Below are 20,038 nucleotides of genomic sequence, written 5' to 3' on the forward strand. Positions count from 1 at the left end.
CTCCTCCTTATTTAGAATAGAGATAATTATATTTTATAAGAAATACTAAAAATTAGAAATTCTATTTTCGAAAAAGATTGTACATTTTATTTTAATGTGCTATGATGATGTCAGTTGAATAGTTAAATTAAGCAATCCATATGTTATCAAGTGCTGAAAACGAACGAGAAAAAGTATGTGAGAACTAGTTTATGTTTCGTATTTGATAATGTGTGGATTCTTTTTTTAGACAGGAAGACTAAAAAATTTAAAATTTGTATTTTCTTAGGAGGAAATAATTATGGCAGTAACAGGACAAGTAAAATGGTTTAACAACGAAAAAGGTTTCGGTTTCATCGAAGTTCCAGGCGAAAACGACGTATTCGTACACTTCTCAGCAATCGAAACTGACGGTTTCAAATCTTTAGAAGAAGGTCAAAAAGTTAGCTTCGAAATCGAAGACGGTAACCGTGGACCTCAAGCTAAAAACGTAATCAAACTATAATTTTATAGTTGATGATGGAAAAAAGGATGGCTAATGCCATCCTTTTTTTGTTGTGGAGAAAGTTTTTTTAGAGCCTGTTTTTATATCTAAATCTCTTTTTCGATGTTACAACTGGTAAAAAATTATCTGGAATGCGTATTAGTTTCTGTAGAAGAATTAGTTCAGCAAGAGCATTTGCTGCGTATGATAGTAAATAACTATAAATTTGTATTCTCTGTTGAAATGGGGAAATCTTTTCCAGATAGACCTTGAGTAACATCTTTTTTGTTAGCGTTGTTGTTGGAATTTTGTACGTTTTGAGATGATGTTTCTAACAGTTGTTCTTGTTCCTTACTAGGGGTATTCAGAGCATCTGAGGGAATGCTATTAACCTGCTGATTTAATGGATTTTCTTTATCCATAGTATACAACTCCTTTTTAGAATTCGATAAAAAGCAATGTAATTATAAATAGCTACTTATATATATTGTGTTTTTGAATGACATTATATACAAAACTTATATTGCAAAGTTAACTAATTAACGAATTGTTAGTGATGGATAAAGATGTACAAATTTGAATTTTTTAATAAAAATTAAAAGCGGGTAACTAGTACAAATACTCTTTCTCATGTTTTATATAAGGATCATATTACAAATCAAAAAAGATGTAGAGAACCTTAGAAGAAAATATAGTTGTTTTTTTAGGGTGAAGAAGAATAAATAAAATGATACTACAAATGTAAAAAGGCATTCCATAAAGGAAGGCCTTTTATTGTTCTTGCCCTGATTTTTTCTTCTCACGTTTTTTACATTCTGGACATTTTGATTTACGAAACGGTTTGGAAAAGAATAGCAGAATGAAAAATAAACCGAATATAATACTAGCTGAGTTTTTCACGATAATGACGCTACTATTTTTCATTTGAATCGATGGTTGGATCTCTTTTTCTTCCATAGTGGCCCTCCATATATTGGATTTACATTTTAATTATAGCAAAGTTAGTTGTTGTAATGATGTGAAATGAGGAATGGATAATAAATATTTATAGGTAGTATAAATGCTGTTTTTATAACTTTAAAATTAATTAATTTCTATATTGTGATTTTATTGTTTAACAAATGTTTAATAAATGATAAAAAATTGTAAAAAAGCGAAACTTGTAAGCTATTTCCTTTTCATAGATGCTAAAATTATATATGCAGCTGCTAATATAAATGGAAAAAAGGAGATAATAGAGTATGGAAAGTAAAGTGGAACGCTATGTCGAAAATTATGTTGTAACGAAAAATACAATGGCCTTACTTCCTGTTATTCTAAGTGAAAAGAAAATTGTTACGCGAGTCGTTGAAATGAATGATTCTTTTTTCGTATTTCAAAAACCTCTAGATATTATAGAAAGAAGTTGCCGCAAGCATGGCTCTAGTTTCTTAGGTAGAAAAGAAGGAACGAAAGAGTTAACTCATATTACACATAAAGCACCGATTGCGATTAGTCCAGCAGATCAACTTTATTTTTTCCCTACCTATTCTTACTCTAGAAAAGAGTGCGCGTGGTTGTCTCATTTTTATATTGAAAGTAATAAAGAATTAGAAGATGGAAATCTTATTATTAGATTTATAAATGGCTTTGCTGTGAAATTAGAAATATCAAAAACTAGTTTTGAAAATCAACAAAATCGTACAGCGAAATTACGTACTGAATATGAAGATCGTAGGAAAAAACAAGGGAATCCTTGTTTTAAAGAGGTCGATAAAAAAGAGGAATCAACATTAAGACCCGCTTATGAGAAGGTGTATTTTGTGAAGGAAGGCGAAGTGTGAAAGGATGGGGGAATCCCCATTCTTTTTTTGTTTGTCAGTCAGTCTTTGTAGATAAGGCGATATATTAGAAAAAACGAGTTGTAATTGAGATATTTAGAAAATCACCAGTATAATTTCATTTACCGATAAAAACCGAAAAACAATCTAAATAACAAAATGAACGACACGTCCTGTCGAATATTGATAGATTATCATAGCTAAATAATGAAGGAATTCTTATGAAAGATATGGAAACTTTAATAAATACATCTCCGTATGTCGTATCTACCATTTCCTCTTTCATATAAGCAATGATACAGTAGGGATAGTATTTAGAGTAAAGGGGTAAAGTGTAGAATGGATTTTCAGACAATCAAAGAGTATTTTTCACCAGAAAATATGGATCATATTGTTGAGAGTTATAAAGCGTTCGGACCACTTCTTGGTATTGGTTTACCGATGATAGAGGCGTTGATTCCAGCATTACCGCTTATTGTATTTGTACTGGCGAATGCTGTTGCATTTGGCTTTTGGCTCGGTTTTCTTTATTCATGGCTTGGATCAGTAATGGGTGCATTACTTGTCTTTTTCATCATCCGCCATTTTGGTCGCAGTCGTTTCTTTTCGTTTGTAAATAAGCATGAGAGAGTACGAAAAGCAATGGGGTGGGTTGAAAGGAAAGGATTCGCACCGATTTTTGTTATATTTTGTTTTCCGTTTACACCGTCAGCGCTAATAAATGTTGTCGCTGGTTTATCCCGAATTAGTGTAAAACAGTTTGGTCTAGCGTTAGCATTCGGAAAACTTGTGATGATTTTTATTTTAACGTATATCGGTCATGATTTAATGTCATTTATTCATAATCCAGTGAAATCAGTTATTGTAGCGATTGGTATTTTTATTTTATGGTATGTCGGTAAGAAAATCGAAGTAAAGTTAGAACTACATTAAGAATAGTCTTCTTTGTAAAGGAAAGCTTCAGTATTAAAGGATAAGGGGAGAAGCAGATGAAGAAAACTTTGAAAAAAGAAGGCATAGAGTGGATACGAACAATTTTAATTGGTGTATTATTAGCTGTATTTTTTCGAACGTTTTTCTTTTCAACGTATGTTGTAGAGGGGAAGTCAATGATGCCGACATTGCAAGATGGCAATATGCTAGTTGTAAATAAGGTGAGTTATCAAGTTGGGGACTTGAACAGATTTGACGTTGTGGTATTTCATGCGAATAAAAAAGAGGACTATGTAAAGCGGGTTATCGGTTTACCTGGAGATCATATTGAATATAAGCAGGATAAGTTATATATAAACGGTCAATTTATTGATGAGCCGTATTTAGAGAAGTATAAGAAAGAGATAAATGGAAGGCAACTAACAGGCGACTTTACATTAGAAGAGTTAACGAAAGAAAAGCTGGTGCCACCCGGGTTTATTTTTGTAGTAGGTGATAACCGGCTCGGGAGCTGGGATAGTAGACACTTTGGCTTTGTAAAAGCTGATACAGTTGTCGGTAAAGTTGATTTGCGATATTGGCCAATTCAAGAGGTGCAAACGAATTTTTCAAAAGGTTGATATAATGAAGTAGAAGTATAGAAAAGACAAACAACTCAGTTTGTCTTTTTTTGTGTACTATAATACAATTATAGTAGCAAACTAACGTTCGTTATGTAAGTGAAAGGTGGGGTTACATGTCACTTCGATTTGTGATTGGTAGAGCGGGAAGTGGAAAAAGTACACTTTGTTTACGCGAAGTGCAAGAAGAGTTAAAACAACGCCCGAGAGGGAAAACAATATTATATCTTGTGCCAGAACAGATGACATTCCAGACGCAGCAGGCGTTAATTGGAAGTGAGGATGTAAGAGGTTCTATTCGGGCACAAGTTTTTAGTTTTTCACGATTAGCGTGGAAGGTACTACAAGAAGTTGGCGGAGCGAGTCGTCTTCATATTGATGAAGCGGGTGTACATATGTTACTCCGTAAAATTGTAGAGTCTCGTAAAGATGGATTATCGGTGTTCCAAAAAGCAGCGGAGCAAAACGGTTTCTTTGAACATCTTGGCAGTATGATTGCAGAGTTTAAACGTTACAATGTAACGCCATCTAACGTATATGAAATGTGGCAACAATTGGATGCGCATAGTAGCAGTGCCGAACAAAAGTTACTAGCGAATAAAGTGTATGATTTACAGCTATTATACGATGATTTTGAACGTGCTTTAATTGGAAAATATTTAGATTCAGAAGACTACCTGCAATTGCTAGTGGAAAAGCTTCCGCAGTCTGAATATGTAAATGGTGCGGAAATTTATATAGATGGATTTCATTCACTCTCCCCGCAAGAGTTAGAGATTGTAAGACAGCTTATGATTTGCGGAGCGAGAGTTACGATCACGTTAACGATAGATGAAAAAACGTTAGCACAGCCAGTAAATGAACTCGATTTATTTTATGAAACGACGTTAACGTATGAAAAAATCAAACAAGTAGCGCGTGAAGAGAAAATAGAAATTGAAAAAACAATTCCACTTATGGAACAGCCGCGTTTTCATTCTCCGGCATTAGCGCATTTAGAAGCTCATTATGAAGCGCGTCCGAATGAAAAATTTAACGGTGAAGCGAGTGTAACGATTAGTACAGCTGCGAATTTACGAGCAGAGGTAGAAGGTGTTGCGCGTGAAATTCGTAAACTTGTGGCGGAGGAAAACTATCGTTACCGAGATATTGCGGTTCTTCTTCGTAATGGGGAAAGTTATTACGATGTGATGCGAACGTTATTTACAGATTACAATATCCCGCACTTCATCGATGAAAAGCGCCCGATGTCACACCACCCATTAGTAGAATGTATTCGTTCTGCACTCGAGATTATTAGTGGGAATTGGCGTTATGATGCGGTGTTCCGCTGCGTGAAAACAGAGCTTTTATATCCATTAGACGTAAGAAAAGAAACGATGCGTGAAGAAATGGATGAATTTGAAAATTACTGTTTAGCGTACGGTGTACAAGGAAAGAGGTGGACTTCAGAGGATCCATGGATGTATCGCCGTTATCGTTCTCTTGATGATACGAACGGGATGATCACAGATAGTGAACGTGAAATGGAAGAGAAAATAAATAGGTTACGTGACGTTGTAAGAACACCTGTTATTCGCATGCAAAAAAGGTTAAAGCGTGCAGGAACAGTTATGCAAATGTGTGAAGCAGTTTACTTATTTCTAGAAGAGCTGGATGTTCCGAAAAAACTAGAAGAATTACGTATACGTGCAGAAGAAAGTGGAGATTTCTTATTTGCGACAGATCATGAACAAGTATGGGAAGAAGTAATGAGCCTTCTTGATACGTTTGTAGAGATGCTTGGTGAAGAGAAAATGTCTCTTTCTATGTTTACGGACGTTATGTCGACAGGTCTTGAGGCGCTTCAATTTGCTAACATTCCACCGTCATTAGACCAAGTGTTAATTGCTAATATTGATCACTCCAGGTTATCTGACGTGAAAGCAACGTTTATTATAGGTGTAAATGAGGGTGTTATTCCAGCAGCACCTATGGACGAAGGTATGCTTTCTGATGAAGAAAGAGAAGTTCTTGGTGCAGCGGGGATTGAATTAGCGCCAACGACGAGACAAACTTTGTTAGAAGAACAGTTCGTTATGTATCAAATGGTAACGAGAGCATCTGAGAAGTTATATATTTCATGCCCGCTTGCAGATGAAGAAGGAAAGACGTTACTTGCGTCTAGCTTTATTAAGAAAATAAAAAGAATGTTCCCTAATGTGAAAGATTCATTTATTACCAATGACGTAAACGATTTATCACGTTCAGAACAAATTTCATACGTAGCAACGCCAGAAGTAACGTTATCTTACGTTATGCAGCAACTACAAACGTGGAAGCGATACGGATTTGAAGGGAATTTAGACTTTTGGTGGGACGTATATAATTTCTACGTAACTTCAGATGAATGGAAACAAAAAAGTAGCCGCGTCTTATCAAGTTTATTCTATCGAAATCGTGCGAAGAAACTAAGTACAGCAGTAAGTAGAGATTTATACGGAGATATAATTAAAGGAAGCGTCTCTCGTATGGAACTATTTAACCGTTGTGCATACGCTCATTTTGCGCAGCACGGTTTATCGCTTAGAGAGCGTGATATTTTCAAGCTTGATGCGCCGGACATCGGCGAATTATTCCATGCGGCATTAAAGAAAATTGCGGACAAGCTATTGCGTGAAAACCGTACTTGGGCGGATTTATCCATAAAAGAGTGTGAGCATCTTTCTGTTTTAGTAATAGAAGAAATCGCACCGTTATTACAACGACAAATTTTATTAAGTTCAAACCGTCACTTCTATTTAAAACAAAAACTACAACAAATCATTTTCCGTACGTCAATCATTCTTCGTGAACATGCGAAGTCAAGCGGATTCGTACCAGTTGATTTAGAAGTGCCGTTCGGTATGGGTGGTACAGGATCACTTCCGCCGATGGAATTCTCATTACCAAATGGTGTGAAGATGGAAGTTGTCGGCCGTATTGACCGTGTTGATAAGGCAGAAGATGAAAACGGGACGTTCTTACGTATTATTGATTATAAATCAAGTTCAAAAGCGTTAGATTTAACGGAAGTGTATTACGGATTAGCACTTCAAATGTTAACGTATTTAGATGTTGTTACTTCGAATGCGCAGACGTGGATGAAAAAAGGTCACGCAGCATCACCAGCTGGTGTATTGTATTTCCATATTCATAACCCAATCGTTGAGATGAAAGGTGACGCATCTGAAGCTGAAATTGAAAAAGAAATTTTAAAGAAATTTAAAATGAAAGGACTCGTATTAGGAGATGCTGACGTTGTTCGTTTAATGGATAACAAACTTTCAACAGGAAGTTCAGATATTATTTCTGCTGGCCTGAAAAAAGACGGTAGCTTTAGTGCGCGTTCAAGTATTGCAAGTGAGCAAGAGTTTAACGTACTGCAAAAATATGTACACCATACGTTTGAAAATATCGGAAAAGATATTACAGAAGGTGTTATCGATATTGCTCCTTATAAAATGGGAAATAAAGCAGCATGTACGTTCTGTAACTTCAAATCTGTTTGTCAATTTGATGAGTCACTTGAAGATAATCAGTTCCGATCGTTAAAAGATATGAAAGATAGCGAAGCGATGGAGAAAATAAGAGAGGAGGTTGGCGGAGAATGATAGAAAATTGGCCTGAAAAACCAGAAGGTAGTCAATGGACAGATGACCAGTGGAAAGCTGTTGTAGCGAATGGACGTGATATTTTAGTTGCGGCAGCAGCTGGGTCAGGGAAAACAGCAGTATTAGTTGAACGTATTATTAAAAAGATTATTAATGAAGAGAATCCAGTCGATGTCGACCGCCTGCTCGTTGTAACATTTACGAATGCAGCGGCGCAAGAGATGAAAAACCGAATCGGGGAAGCGTTAGAAAAGGTATTAATTGATGAACCAGGCTCTCAACACGTAAGAAAGCAGCTGAGCCTATTAAATAAAGCTTCCATTTCAACAATTCACTCATTCTGTTTACAAGTAATTAGAGGATATTACTACATGCTTGATGTTGATCCTCGTTTCCGTATTGCTAATCAAACAGAAAATGAATTGTTAAAAGAAGAAGTGCTAGATGACATATTAGAAGAAGAGTACGGAATCGAAGATAATACAATCTTCTTTGAACTTGTTGATCGTTATACGAGTGACCGTAGTGATGATGACTTACAACGTATGATTTTAGCGCTTCATACAGAGTCAAGAGCGCATCCAAATCCGGAAAAATGGCTTGATAAATTAGTAGAAGCATATGACGTAGAAGGAAAGACAATTGAAGATTTAGTATATGCTTCTTATTTATTAGAAGATGTGAAATTCCAGCTTGAAACAGCGGAACAGCATATTCGTAAGGCAACTGAACTCGCAATGCTTCCTGACGGTCCAGCGCCTCGCATTGAAACCCTGCAAGCAGATCTAGCTTTACTTGGAACGCTATCATCAGCTGCTCATGAGTCGTGGACAAGTTTGTATGAAGCGATGCAAAATGTATCGTGGCAAACGTTAAAGCGTATTAAGAAAAGTGATTACAATGAAGATGTTGTAAAACAAGTAGACTCTCTTCGTAATAAAGCGAAAGATGAAGTGAAGAAATTACAAGAAGAGTTATTTAGCCGAAAACCTGAAAGTTTCTTACGAGATTTTCAAGATATGCACCCAGTATTAGAAAAGCTTGTTCAACTTGTAAAAGTATTTACAGAGCGTTTCCAAGCGATGAAGCGAGATAAAGGAATGGTCGATTTTACAGATTTAGAGCATTTTTGTTTACAAATTTTAAGTGAACAAAGTGAAAATGGTGAAATGAATCCGTCAGCAGTGGCGCTCCAATATCGTAATAAATTTGCTGAAGTATTAGTCGATGAATATCAAGATACGAACTTTGTACAGGAATCTATTATTAAATTCGTAACGAAAGATTCTGAGAGTGAAGGAAACTTGTTCATGGTTGGTGACGTAAAGCAGTCGATTTATCGTTTCCGACTAGCCGAACCAGGACTATTCCTAGGAAAATATAAACGCTTCACACAAGAAGGATTGGGCGGTGGAATGAAGATCGACTTAGCGAAAAACTTCCGTAGTCGTCATGAAGTGTTAGCAGGTACGAACTTTATCTTCAAACAAATTATGGGTGAAGAAGTCGGAGAAATCGACTACGATGCAGACGCTGAATTAAAGTTAGGTGCTACCTATCCAGAAGGTGAAGATGTAGCGGCAGAACTACTGTGCATTCAGCAAACGGAAGAAGAAGTAATAGACGGAGAAGAAGGTGCAGAAGTCGAAAAAGCACAGCTTGAAGCTCGTCTTATGGCGCAGCGCATTAAAGCGATGGTTGATTCAGGTTATGAAGTGTATGACCGTAAAAATGATAGTATGCGCCCAGTACAATACCGCGACTTCGTTATTTTACTTCGCTCCATGCCGTGGGCCCCGCAAATTATGGAAGAGTTAAAATTACAAGGAATTCCAGTGTACGCTGACCTTGCGACTGGTTACTTTGAAGCGACGGAAGTAAATATTATGATGAACGTATTCCGCGTTATTGATAATCCGATGCAAGATATTCCGCTTGCAGCTGTACTTCGTTCTCCAATCGTTGGATTGAGCGATGAAGAACTTGCAACGCTTCGTGCTCATGGAAAGAAAAGCTCGTTTTATGAAGTAATGAGCTCATTCTTAAAAGGGGCACCACTTGAAGAGGAGCAAGAACTTCATGATAAATTAGAGTGGTTTTATAACTTACTGCAAGGATGGCGTGAATTTGCACGTCAACAATCACTTTCTGATTTAATTTGGAAAGTGTACGGTGAGACAGGTTATTACGACTTCGTTGGCGGTTTACCAGCTGGAAAGCAAAGGCAGGCAAACTTACGCGTACTATATGACCGCGCAAGACAATACGAAGCAACATCATTTAGAGGATTATTCCGCTTCTTACGTTTTATTGAACGTATTTTAGAACGCGGTGATGACATGGGTACGGCGAGGGCCCTTGGTGAACAAGAAGACGTTGTTCGCATTATGACGATTCATAAAAGTAAAGGGTTAGAGTTCCCGGTTGTATTTGTAGCTGGACTCGGTCGTCGTTTTAATACACAAGACTTAATGAAACGTTTCTTATTGCATAAAGATTTCGGTTTCGGTTCGCAATTTATCGATCCGCGTAAACGAATTAAATATACAACATTATCACAGCTTGCGATTAAGCGTAAAATGAAAATGGAATTAATTGCGGAAGAAATGCGCGTACTATACGTAGCGTTGACGCGCGCGAAAGAGAAGTTAATTTTAATCGGAACAGTTAAGGATGCAAATAAGGAAATGGAAAAATGGCTTGATGCGAGGGAACATAGTGAATGGTTATTACCAGATCACATACGTGCCGGGGCGTCTTGTTATTTAGACTGGATTGCACCTTCATTATATAGACACCGTGATAGTGAAATGCTTCTTGAATTAGGACAAGGAAGTATTCCAGATAAAATTTACGGGTATGACACTAGCTGGAAAGTAGAAGTTGTGGACGGTAATACGCTACTTGCACCAGAGCCAGTTCAAGAAGAGAAACAAGAATTGTTAGAAGCGCTTCGTGAGAAAAAGGCTGTGCCGTTAGAAAGTGAACGAAAAGATGAAGTGTACGACAGATTAATGTGGAAGTACGGATATGAGGAAGCAACATCTCACCGTGCGAAGCAATCTGTTACAGAAATAAAGAGAAATTACCAATCAGAAGATGGTAGTGATAACGCCTTTATTAAAAAACTACGTGCACCAATTAAAACACGTCCGCGCTTTATGGAGAAAAAAGGGTTAACGTACGCAGAGCGCGGAACAGCAGTCCATGCCGTTATGCAGCATGTTGATTTGAAGAAGCCGATTACGGTTGAAGTTCTTCAAGAGCAAATTGCTGGAATGGTAAATAAGGAATTATTAACATTCGAGCAGGCGGAAGAAATAGCGATTGAAAAAGTAATTTCATTCTTTGACAGTGACTTAGGTAAAAGGGTATTAGCGGCGAAAAGTGTTGAGCGTGAAGTTCCATTTACGATGATGCTTGCAGCAGAAGAAGCATATCAAGATTGGCAAGGGAATAGCGGGGAATCGATTCTTGTCCAAGGGGTTATCGACTGCATGATTGAAGAGGAAGATGGCATTACGTTAATCGACTTCAAAACAGATACGATTGAAGGGAAATTTCCAGGCGGATTCGAACAAGCGAAACCAATTTTAGAAGATCGATATAAAGTGCAGCTTTCGTTATATGCAAAAGCACTGGAGAAAAGCTTACAACATCCTGTAAAAGAGAAATGCTTATACTTCTTTGATGGGAATCACGTTGTAAATATTGAAGAATAGAGGGGCTTGAAAATGGTAACGGAAAAAACGTTAAGAACTTGTGAACAGGGACACGAGTACTATAAAAGTAGCGATTGTCCAACTTGCCCAGTCTGTGAGAAAGAGAGAAAACCAAAAGAAGGTTTTCTCTCTCTTCTTTCAGCGCCAGCAAGAAGGGCATTAGAACACCATGGAATTCAAACTGTAGAAGAACTCTCAAAATATAGTGAAAAAGAAATATTAAAACTGCATGGTATGGGACATGCGTCTTTGCCGAAGCTTAGGAGGGCTTTGGAGGAGAGCGGGTTATCATTTAAATAAAATGAAATAGTGCCTCTTCACTACTTACTTGTTTATACCACTATTTGTGGACAGTAAAGTTCTTGCTTATTAAAATTTTATTTTAATAATTTTGAATTAGATAAAAGAAAAAAGTAGGAGAATATCTCCTACTTTTTTTACGCTGTTCCAATCTGATCTTGATCTGCCACATCAGAATCAAATGTATTCGTTGCACTAACACCGTTAAACGTATTCACGACAAACCCAACATTGGAAGCTCCAGATCCGTTATAGGCTTTCGTGTTTTCTTTCGGAGATACGTTATAAAAATCTCCTAAGTTGAAAGAGCCGTTACTGTTTTGCACGACGAGATTTCCTACAACCGAAGGCATACCATCCACCTACTTTACTAAGCTTTTTAATTACTATATGAATTATTGTGCGGAAGGTTCATCCGTAATATATTGGCGGATTTGTATAATACGAGAGTTATTAAAACCATAATCAACATTTCCAATTTGAAAGCAACCAGAATTTAAAAGTGTGCGTAATTCAACGTTATTAACTTCAATAAAAGGGCATTCATTTACAATGTTTAATTTTACATCTGTCGTTCGTTTTGGAATTGTAATGTGTTCATCTGTAAAGATTTCAAAAGCATCAAAGCGACCTTCTCCCCGTATATAAAAAGGAATTTCACGGTGGACGGCAATAGCTCTACTTTTTAATTCCATTTGGTTTGCATCTCCAACTTGAAATACAGCAGCAATCCCTAAAGAAATAATAGAAACATTTTGGACAATAGACACATGATGCAACATAATTTCTCAGTCTCCTTAACCTGGAGTAGGAGGGACATCTGTTACTAATGGTACAAATGGACCCTCTGTAACTGTTTCAAATGGTGTATCGAGAATAGAAGATAGAATGAGGAGATTTGCATCTCCAATTAAAAAGAGTGCGGACGACGATACACCGTTCATTTTAATCTGTCCGACTTTTAACTCACGGTTTACAACGTTAAGGTTCATACATACTTACTCCTTTCGGAAATTTCCCGGTATGTGCTGAATAAAGGAGAGAAAGGCTTTGTCAATATCTTGTTTCATTGCCTGAATAATGATATCACGTAAATAATCTGGATCTGTTGAAATACCTTCATATGATTGCGCTTGTGATAAATAATAAGGGAGTCGATGCTCCATCTGTTTTTTTATGTCATCCACCATCATTTGTCGATACATTTCATCAAGCGGTGTTCGCTCTTCTTGTTCAAAATGGAGAATACGATTATATGCTTCTTCATCTAAGTATCGATGCATTTCTTGGAGGATACCTTGATAAAAGTCTGGGTTTGTTTCCGTTTCAGGGTTTACCTTCAATGTTTCTGTATCCACTTGAAAATCTTCAATTTGTTGTCCTTTTGCTGAAAATGGGTTTAAACCAATATTTAAAGTACCATTTAAATTTTCGACTTTTAATTGATCGAATTTGTATTCCACTTTTCCTACAGAAGAGGAGGGGCGATTTTTTAATTCGTTAAGCTCTTCTTGGAGTTGGCGCACTTGATCTTCTAAATTCAGGATGGCTGCTTGTTGTGTTTGAAGAGCTTGTTGAAGTTGGTGTAAGTAAGTATATATATCTTGATTCATTTGTGAAACCTCCTTTTCAATAGGGAGGGTAAAAATATTCCTGCTATATATTTATGACAAGGATGTCTTAAGAAGAACTAGTTGATGGTTTGATAGAAATAATTTGTCCTTTCGCCTGTAATGGGCGAAGCGGCTCCGTAAATCCGCCCGTATTTGAAAATTTAGATAGGGCTTTAATACTTCCGGCAGTACCAATTTGGAACACAGAAGAGGTTGTAATGCTATCAATTTTAATACTGTTGATGATGATACTTTGGTTTACATAAAAATTCAATGCAATTGCCTCCTTTAAGTTGAGCCAATTATCGCTTGATCGATTACATCTGAATCGTTGACAGTCGTTGCACTTTGATAATTGTAGACAGAAACATTGTCTCCAACGTTGAAAGAGCCGGCCCCGGCGAAAGCACGTGAGTAACTAATAGGCCTAATCGCAAATACATCTCCAATATGAAAAATACCACTTGATCCAATATTGACGATACGAATATGTCCGACCATAGCTGGCATATAAAACACCCTTCGTTTTTAAAATTTTCTTTTCTACTATTGTATGGGCGTTTTCAATAAAATGTGTGTTTTTTTGAAATAAAAGACACACACACGCTATTGCGTGTGTGTGTCGAGTGTTTGATTTGGGTGAAAATCCGTATGTACATGCCAAATTACATTTAAGAGCCTGTCCAGTTCTTGGCTACAATCCACTGTTTTTTGAGAAGTCATTCCATAGCGTTCAGCAAAATAAATCATTTTTTCACGTTTTTTTTCAATCGCTTGCTCAAACATTGAAATCGGCTCCATCTCTAAATGAAATTTTTAGTATATATGTAGTACATATTATACAAAAACTCCATAAAAAAGAAATACCTTCGCTAAAAAAAGTAAAATTTCTACATTTTATGCCAAATATAAAGGCGTAACGAATAGGGTATGAGAAGAATATTGTAAAAATTAGCGTGTATGAGAAGGTTTTTTTCTTACGGATGCGAATACAATTAAAGGGCATGAGTTTTAGGATGGAGAGTGGAAATATTGCGTTTTGTAACGGCGAAGAAAGAAGAAAAGGTATTTGTAGGTATTGTGGATGAAGAAGAAAAAAAGGTATTACACTTAAGAGAAGCGCAAAGACAAAAAGGGGAAAAGGTTACAATCCCTATTACAATGTTAGAGTGTATTGAAAGAGGAACTGAATGCTTTGAGAAAGTATGTGAAATTGTAAATTGGGCAAAAGAGAACGGGGAAGCGGCGTATTATCCGTTAACAGAGGTGAAAATATTAGCACCGATTCCAAGGCCAAGAAAGAATATTTTGTGCGTTGGAAAAAACTATCGTGAGCATGCCATAGAAATGGGCGGAATAGAGTCTATTCCAGAAAATATAATGATTTTTACGAAAGCACCAACAACAGTTATTGGCATAAATGAGCAAATTAATGGTCACCCTCATGCAACGGACGAACTAGATTACGAAGGAGAATTAGCTATCATTATTGGTAAGCGAGGGAAGCAAATAAAAAAAGAAAAAGCGCTTGAGCATGTTTTTGGTTATACGATTATAAATGATGTAACAGCTCGAGACATTCAAAGAAAACATAAACAGTTTTTCCTTGGGAAAAGCTTCGATACATTTTGTCCGATGGGACCGTATTTAATTCATAAATCGGTGGTTAATGCGCCGAATGCATTACACATTGAAACGGTAGTAAATGGAGAAGTAAGGCAAACTTCCAACACAAATAAAATGATTTTTTCAATAGAAGAAATTATTTCAACGATAAGTAAAGGAATGACTTTAGAACCAGGCGATATTATCGCAACAGGAACCCCGGCTGGTGTCGGAAAAGGTTTCACACCACCGAAGTTTTTACATGCTGGTGATGAAGTGGTTATTACAGTAGAAGGAATTGGTACTTTGCGAAATGTAGTGAAGTGAAGAAAAGAGCTATCTTGTTAAAAGATAGCTCTTTTTTATGGCCTTGGGTTATAGAGGTAATCAATAACGGAAAAAGTGTAAAGACCAATGAATGCAAGTGTACAAATGCCAAATAGTATAACCGTAAGTGCGCTTTTTTCTCGTCCAAAACCAATGATAGTAAGAATAACAGCAGTCCAAAATGATGCTTTCAGTAGTGTGAATGTAGTAGGAGTTGAGTAGTGAGTAAGCCATGTTGTGGAAAGTAGGAAGCCAAAGAATGTAACTAAAATAAAAGATGTAGCTAAATAGTTAATATGTTTACCATATCTTAATAGCATATCGCACCTCCTTTACGATTTAAAAATACAGAAAATTACAAAAAATATTAATGTAAATGAATATAAAAAGAAAGAGGTTGTCCCAACATGTCGGACAACCTCTCTATCATTACGATAATACAGCTTTAATTTTTTGGAATGCCCACTCTAAATCTTCTTCAGAGATTACTAGAGGTGGTGCGATACGAATTACGTTTTCATGTGTTTCTTTACATAGTAGACCAGCTGCTTTTAGTTGTTCACAGTAAGGACGAGCTGGTTCGTTTAATTCGATACCGATGAATAAACCTTTACCGCGAACTTCAGTGATCATTGGGTTATCAATCTCTTTTAATTGCCCAACTAATTTTTCACCTAATTGAAGAGAACGCTCTGTTAATTTTTCTTCTTCTAACACTTCAAGAGCTGCGATAGAAACAGCACATGCAAGTGGGTTACCACCGAATGTAGAACCGTGAGAACCTGGCTCGAATACGCCTAAAATGTCGCGGTTTGCTGCTACGCAAGAGATTGGGAATACGCCGCCGCCAAGTGCTTTACCAAGTATGTACATGTCAGGAGTTACATTGTCCCAGTCACAAGCAAATACTTTACCAGTACGGCCTAAGCCAGTTTGGATTTCATCTGCTACAAATAAAACGTTTTCTTTTTTACATACTTCAAAAGCTTCTTTTAAGTAACCAGCTGGTGGGATGTTAATTCCTGCTTCACCTTGAATTGGCTCTAAAATGAATGCTGCTGTGTTTGGTGTAATTGCGGCTTTTAATGCTTCTAAATCACCGTAAGGAATTACAACGATGCCAGGAAGCATTGGACCGAATCCACGCTTGTACTCTTCGTTTGAAGACATAGAAACAGAACCCATTGTACGTCCGTGGAAGTTATCTTCACAAACGATGATTTCAGCGCGGTTTGCTTCTACTTTCTTCACATCGTAAGCCCAGCGACGAACTGTTTTAATTGCAGTTTCAACAGCTTCAGCACCTGTATTCATTGGAAGTACCATTTCTTTATTAGTTAGTTTCGCAACTTTTTCGTACCAAGGACCTAATTGATCGCTATGGAAAGCACGAGAAGTTAACGTAACACGATTAGCTTGGTCAATTAAAGCGTTAATAATTTTCGGGTGACGATGACCTTGGTTTACTGCAGAATATGCACTTAATAAGTCCATATAGCGGTTTCCTTCAGGATCTTCTACCCAAACACCTTCTGCTTTAGAAATAACGATTGGAAGTGGGTGATAGTTATTTGCTCCGTATGTGTCTGTAAGTTCGATAATATCCTTAGTTTGAATCATGATTGTTCCCCCTTTTGTTATTACAAGAAGTTTGTAAATACTCTAAATATTATAGCATTTAAATGTAAAAAAGCGAAACATTTCCTGAAAATAAATGAACATGTTATCATATAGAGTGAAAAAGTGTGAAAAGAGGAGGTAAGGGATACGATGGTACATATGCATATTACAGCATGGGCGTTAGGTTTAATTTTATTCTTCGTTGCGTATTCACTTTATTCAGCAGGAAGAAAAGGTAAGGGTGTACATATGGGGCTTCGCCTAATGTATATCATCATTATTGTGACAGGCTTCATGTTGTACATGAGTATTGTGAAGACAGCAACAGGTAGCATGCACATGTGGTACGGCCTGAAAATGTTAGCTGGTATTTTAGTTATCGGCGGAATGGAAATGGTTCTTGTGAAAATGAGCAAAAACAAACCAACAGGGGCGGTTTGGGGCTTATTTATTGTTGCGCTAGTAGCAGTATTATACTTAGGACTGAAATTGCCACTTGGCTGGTACGTATTCAAATAAAAATAAAACCACCTTATAATCTCAAAGACTTGGGAGATAAGGTGGTTTTTTATTTTATGTCGCATCGATATGCAACTCTTCTCCATTTACTTTCGTAAAACGGAACATATTTTTATTTGACGTAGTGTGACGGACGAAATGGTGCTGCAGTGTACAGATCATTTCGTCGTTATCAAACAAAAGAATATTTACTCCTTCGCGTGACTCCTCTTTCGGTAAGAAAGATAAATAATTATGACAATACATGCAATCATATAAAGAGTAGTGAAGTGATTGCAATGATTCGGTTAATAATGTGAAGACAGAGTCAGGTAATTCCTCGAGCCATTCATTATAGCTAAGAAGTAACTTTTTTCGAATACGTACCATTTCACCATTTTGCAAATGGTGTTGCTCGTTGGCGATTTGTAATACATCTTGTTCATAGAAACGGGCTGGTAACCAATTGTTATTATACAAAATTTCAAACCCATCTTCGGCAATATCTTCTAATAGAAACGCTTCATCATTTTCATCATCAAAGAATACCCATTCATTGTTTATATATTCTACATTACCGACTGTATGAGCACGGGGCTGGTTATATAAAATATGTTTACGTTGTATCATATACGATTTCTCCTTTATGAAAAGTAGTTATTCCTGTTATAGACAGTTCGTGCGTTCTTTATAACTAGACACATCTAGACATAGGTGGGCATACAATAAAACACGTTTTACTGAGTGAGAATGCTATTCCATATGTGGATAGTAGGTTATCGTCAAGTTTTTCATTTTTTAATCCGCACTCTTAGGGTGGGGATTACTGCACGTTCAAGAAAAGAAATAAGATGGAAGGATGATTTATATGTGCGGGATTACAGGATGGGTGGATTATAAACGCTCATTAGAAGGAGAAAGAGATGTCGTTACGAAGATGGCTGAGACGTTAGCGAAGCGGGGGCCGGATGATAATAAAGTTTGGATTAAAGGAAATGTCGCATTTGGGCATAAACGGTTAATTGTTGTTGATCCTGAGGGGGGGAAACAACCGATGACTTGTTTAAAAGATGAAACGAATTATGCCATTTGCTATAACGGTGAACTTTATAACACAGAAGACATTCGAAAGGAATTATTAAGAAGAGGGTATACGTTCAAAGGTCATTCTGATACAGAAGTATTATTAGCTTCTTATATTGAATGGAAAGAAGAATGTGTCGATCATTTAAACGGTATATATGCGTTTGCAGTATGGGATGAACAGAAAGAACAAGTATTTATTGCGAGAGATCGATTAGGTGTAAAGCCACTTTTTTATAAATATGATAGCGGACGCTTACTATTTGGTTCGGAGTTAAAAGCGATATTGTCGCATCCAGATGTGAAGGCGGAAGTAACATTAGAAGGGTTATCAGAAATATTCGGACTCGGACCGTCAAGAACGCCTGGCCACGGTATTTATGCTGGTATAAAAGAATTACGTCCAGGTCATGCGATGACATTTTCAAAGAACGGTTTGTGTATATGGAGATATTGGAATGTAGAAAGTAAAAAACATGAAGACTCTTTTGAAGAAACAGTAGAGAAAACGCGCTTTTTACTACAAGATGCTATTACAAGACAGCTTGTTTCTGATGTACCACTATGTACTTTTTTATCAGGTGGTGTAGATTCGAGCGCTATTACAGCTATTGCAGCGAAAGAATATGAGAGATTGGGAAAAGGGCAATTACACACGTATTCTATTGATTACGAAGATAATGACAAATACTTTAAAGCAAATGCATTCCAGCCAAATTCAGATGCTCCGTTTATTAATTTAATGACTGAGACATTTCAAACAACCCATCATCGCTGCGTCATTTCGAATGAAAAATTAGCAGAGTATTTAACTGAAGCAGTACTTGTTCGTGATTTGCCTGGTATGGCAGATATCGATTCGTCATTATTATGGTTTTGCCGAGAAATTAAACAAGATTTTGTCGTTGGCTTATCTGGAGAATGTGCAGATGAAATATTTGGTGGATATCCGTGGTTTTATAGAGAAGATGATTTACAATCGAGTGCATTTCCATGGATGCGTTCTACAGAGGCACGTGAACAACTTCTAAAAAAAGAATGGAGAAATAAATTAAATTTACAACAATATGTACAAAGGCGTTATGAAGAGTCGATTCAAGAAGTTCCTATTTTAGAGGGGGAAAGTCCGCTAGAAGCAAAAAGACGCCAATTATTTTATTTAAATATGGTATGGTTTATGACAACATTATTAGACAGAAAAGACCGCATGAGTATGGGGGCAAGTTTAGAAGTACGTGTTCCATTTGCAGATCATCGTCTTGTCGAATATGCGTGGAATATTCCTTGGGAAATGAAAATGTATAAAAACCGCGAAAAAGGTCTATTACGTAAAGCGTTAGAAGATGTACTTCCGCATGACATCTTATATAGAAAGAAGAGTCCGTATCCGAAAACGCACAATCCACACTATACAAACGCAGTAACAGTATGGCTTCAAAATCTATTAACGGATAAAGGTTCAATTTTACACGAACTGTTTGATAAAGAGCAGTTGAGTGGATTGATTCAGTCTGGCGGCAGTGCATTTCAAACACCATGGTTTGGTCAATTGATGACTGGGCCACAGCTTTTAGCTCATTTAGCACAAATTCATGTTTGGTTTAAAGAATATGGGGTAAATATTAAGGAATAAGGGAAAAGCGGCTTACAATTATGTAAGTCGCTTTTTATTAAAGAAATTGTCATATAAAATTCAAAATCACCTTATAAATAATACTTAATTAGAATTATTATTTTGACGTACTTATTATTACTTGTTATAATTGGAAACAAACGTTCTGAAAAAGATTCTCATTTATAAA

Annotated in this window: 22 protein-coding genes; 10 read left to right on the forward strand and 12 right to left on the reverse strand. The window is 36.7% G+C overall.

The genetic code is table 11. The features are described 5' to 3' along the window. Positions 1-280 precede the first annotated feature (280 nt). Complete coding sequence (cspA, locus tag BHV55_RS06015) at positions 281-484, forward strand: RNA chaperone/antiterminator CspA (protein WP_000301518.1); 204 nt, start codon at positions 281-283, stop codon at positions 482-484. A gap of 197 nt (positions 485-681) precedes the next feature. On the opposite strand, the gene BHV55_RS06020 is transcribed toward cspA, so the two are convergent. Further along, positions 682-885, reverse strand: a complete 204-nt coding sequence (locus BHV55_RS06020; protein ID WP_000356922.1) for a hypothetical protein — start codon at positions 883-885, stop codon at positions 682-684. A gap of 349 nt (positions 886-1,234) precedes the next feature. Next, positions 1,235-1,420, reverse strand: coding sequence for a hypothetical protein (locus BHV55_RS06025; RefSeq protein WP_048568231.1), 186 nt, complete (start codon positions 1,418-1,420; stop codon positions 1,235-1,237). Positions 1,421-1,704: 284 nt separating this feature from the next. On the opposite strand from BHV55_RS06025, the gene BHV55_RS06030 reads away from it, so the two are divergent. From BHV55_RS06030 to BHV55_RS06055, 6 genes are all read left to right on the forward strand, one after another. Then, positions 1,705-2,286: a competence protein ComK gene (locus BHV55_RS06030; RefSeq protein ID WP_000444439.1), complete on the forward strand. Its 582-nt coding sequence runs from the start codon at positions 1,705-1,707 to the stop codon at positions 2,284-2,286. A 336-nt stretch (positions 2,287-2,622) separates the two neighbouring features. After that, positions 2,623-3,216: a TVP38/TMEM64 family protein gene (locus BHV55_RS06035; protein ID WP_000347518.1), complete on the forward strand. Its 594-nt coding sequence runs from the start codon at positions 2,623-2,625 to the stop codon at positions 3,214-3,216. Positions 3,217-3,272: 56 nt separating this feature from the next. Beyond that, on the forward strand, positions 3,273-3,836 hold the full coding sequence (gene lepB / locus BHV55_RS06040; RefSeq protein WP_000751910.1) for a signal peptidase I: 564 nt from the start codon (positions 3,273-3,275) through the stop codon (positions 3,834-3,836). A 116-nt stretch (positions 3,837-3,952) separates the two neighbouring features. Beyond that, positions 3,953-7,468 (forward strand): helicase-exonuclease AddAB subunit AddB, encoded by a 3,516-nt coding sequence (gene addB, locus BHV55_RS06045; protein WP_000058607.1) that lies wholly within the window; start codon positions 3,953-3,955, stop codon positions 7,466-7,468. After that, positions 7,465-11,190, forward strand: a complete 3,726-nt coding sequence (addA, locus tag BHV55_RS06050; protein WP_070757220.1) for a helicase-exonuclease AddAB subunit AddA — start codon at positions 7,465-7,467, stop codon at positions 11,188-11,190. The genes addB and addA overlap by 4 nt, the downstream gene beginning before the upstream one ends. A gap of 12 nt (positions 11,191-11,202) precedes the next feature. Then, positions 11,203-11,490, forward strand: coding sequence for an RNA polymerase alpha subunit C-terminal domain-containing protein (locus tag BHV55_RS06055; RefSeq protein WP_000255725.1), 288 nt, complete (start codon positions 11,203-11,205; stop codon positions 11,488-11,490). 137 nt (positions 11,491-11,627) lie between these two features. Here BHV55_RS06055 and gerPF read toward each other — a convergent pair whose 3' ends face one another. The 7 genes from gerPF to BHV55_RS06090 all read right to left on the reverse strand — a co-directional run bounded on the left by gerPF (position 11,628) and on the right by BHV55_RS06090 (position 13,889). Continuing rightward, entirely contained in the window at positions 11,628-11,843 is a 216-nt protein-coding gene (gerPF, locus tag BHV55_RS06060) for a spore germination protein GerPF (RefSeq protein WP_001141566.1), read from the reverse strand. Positions 11,844-11,885: 42 nt separating this feature from the next. Then, positions 11,886-12,272, reverse strand: coding sequence for a spore germination protein GerPE (locus BHV55_RS06065; RefSeq protein WP_000902319.1), 387 nt, complete (start codon positions 12,270-12,272; stop codon positions 11,886-11,888). A 15-nt stretch (positions 12,273-12,287) separates the two neighbouring features. Next, a complete protein-coding gene (gerPD, locus tag BHV55_RS06070; protein ID WP_001052807.1) occupies positions 12,288-12,482 on the reverse strand; it encodes a spore germination protein GerPD in 195 nt (64 codons plus the stop codon). Between the two features lie 6 nt (positions 12,483-12,488). Further along, on the reverse strand, positions 12,489-13,103 hold the full coding sequence (gerPC, locus tag BHV55_RS06075; protein ID WP_001070760.1) for a spore germination protein GerPC: 615 nt from the start codon (positions 13,101-13,103) through the stop codon (positions 12,489-12,491). Between the two features lie 67 nt (positions 13,104-13,170). Next, positions 13,171-13,377 (reverse strand): spore germination protein GerPB, encoded by a 207-nt coding sequence (gerPB, locus tag BHV55_RS06080; protein WP_001012508.1) that lies wholly within the window; start codon positions 13,375-13,377, stop codon positions 13,171-13,173. Between the two features lie 14 nt (positions 13,378-13,391). Beyond that, positions 13,392-13,613, reverse strand: a complete 222-nt coding sequence (gene gerPA, locus BHV55_RS06085; RefSeq protein WP_001111187.1) for a spore germination protein GerPA — start codon at positions 13,611-13,613, stop codon at positions 13,392-13,394. A 96-nt stretch (positions 13,614-13,709) separates the two neighbouring features. Continuing rightward, a complete protein-coding gene (locus BHV55_RS06090; protein WP_000462845.1) occupies positions 13,710-13,889 on the reverse strand; it encodes an aspartyl-phosphate phosphatase Spo0E family protein in 180 nt (59 codons plus the stop codon). A gap of 246 nt (positions 13,890-14,135) precedes the next feature. Here BHV55_RS06090 and BHV55_RS06095 point away from each other — a divergent pair, with 246 nt between their 5' ends. After that, on the forward strand, positions 14,136-15,035 hold the full coding sequence (locus tag BHV55_RS06095) for a fumarylacetoacetate hydrolase family protein (RefSeq protein ID WP_001213086.1): 900 nt from the start codon (positions 14,136-14,138) through the stop codon (positions 15,033-15,035). A gap of 35 nt (positions 15,036-15,070) precedes the next feature. Here the strand turns inward: BHV55_RS06095 and BHV55_RS06100 are convergent, their stop codons facing one another. Further along, positions 15,071-15,355 carry a hypothetical protein gene (locus BHV55_RS06100; protein WP_000926864.1) on the reverse strand — a complete coding sequence of 95 codons (285 nt, stop codon included), beginning with the start codon at positions 15,353-15,355 and terminating at the stop codon, positions 15,071-15,073. 109 nt (positions 15,356-15,464) lie between these two features. Continuing rightward, positions 15,465-16,655 (reverse strand): ornithine aminotransferase, encoded by a 1,191-nt coding sequence (rocD, locus tag BHV55_RS06105; RefSeq protein ID WP_000616658.1) that lies wholly within the window; start codon positions 16,653-16,655, stop codon positions 15,465-15,467. A gap of 150 nt (positions 16,656-16,805) precedes the next feature. On the opposite strand from rocD, the gene BHV55_RS06110 reads away from it, so the two are divergent. After that, positions 16,806-17,174, forward strand: a complete 369-nt coding sequence (locus BHV55_RS06110; protein WP_000233495.1) for a YisL family protein — start codon at positions 16,806-16,808, stop codon at positions 17,172-17,174. 54 nt (positions 17,175-17,228) lie between these two features. Here BHV55_RS06110 and BHV55_RS06115 read toward each other — a convergent pair whose 3' ends face one another. Further along, complete coding sequence (locus BHV55_RS06115) at positions 17,229-17,783, reverse strand: DUF2777 domain-containing protein (RefSeq protein ID WP_000616049.1); 555 nt, start codon at positions 17,781-17,783, stop codon at positions 17,229-17,231. A gap of 238 nt (positions 17,784-18,021) precedes the next feature. Here BHV55_RS06115 and asnB point away from each other — a divergent pair, with 238 nt between their 5' ends. Then, complete coding sequence (asnB, locus tag BHV55_RS06120) at positions 18,022-19,869, forward strand: asparagine synthase (glutamine-hydrolyzing) (RefSeq protein WP_070757219.1); 1,848 nt, start codon at positions 18,022-18,024, stop codon at positions 19,867-19,869. Positions 19,870-20,038: the final 169 nt, after the last annotated feature.

Origin of the sequence: Bacillus sp. RZ2MS9, from assembly GCF_001816185.2 — a bacterium.
GTDB lineage: Bacteria > Bacillota > Bacilli > Bacillales > Bacillaceae_G > Bacillus_A > Bacillus_A cereus.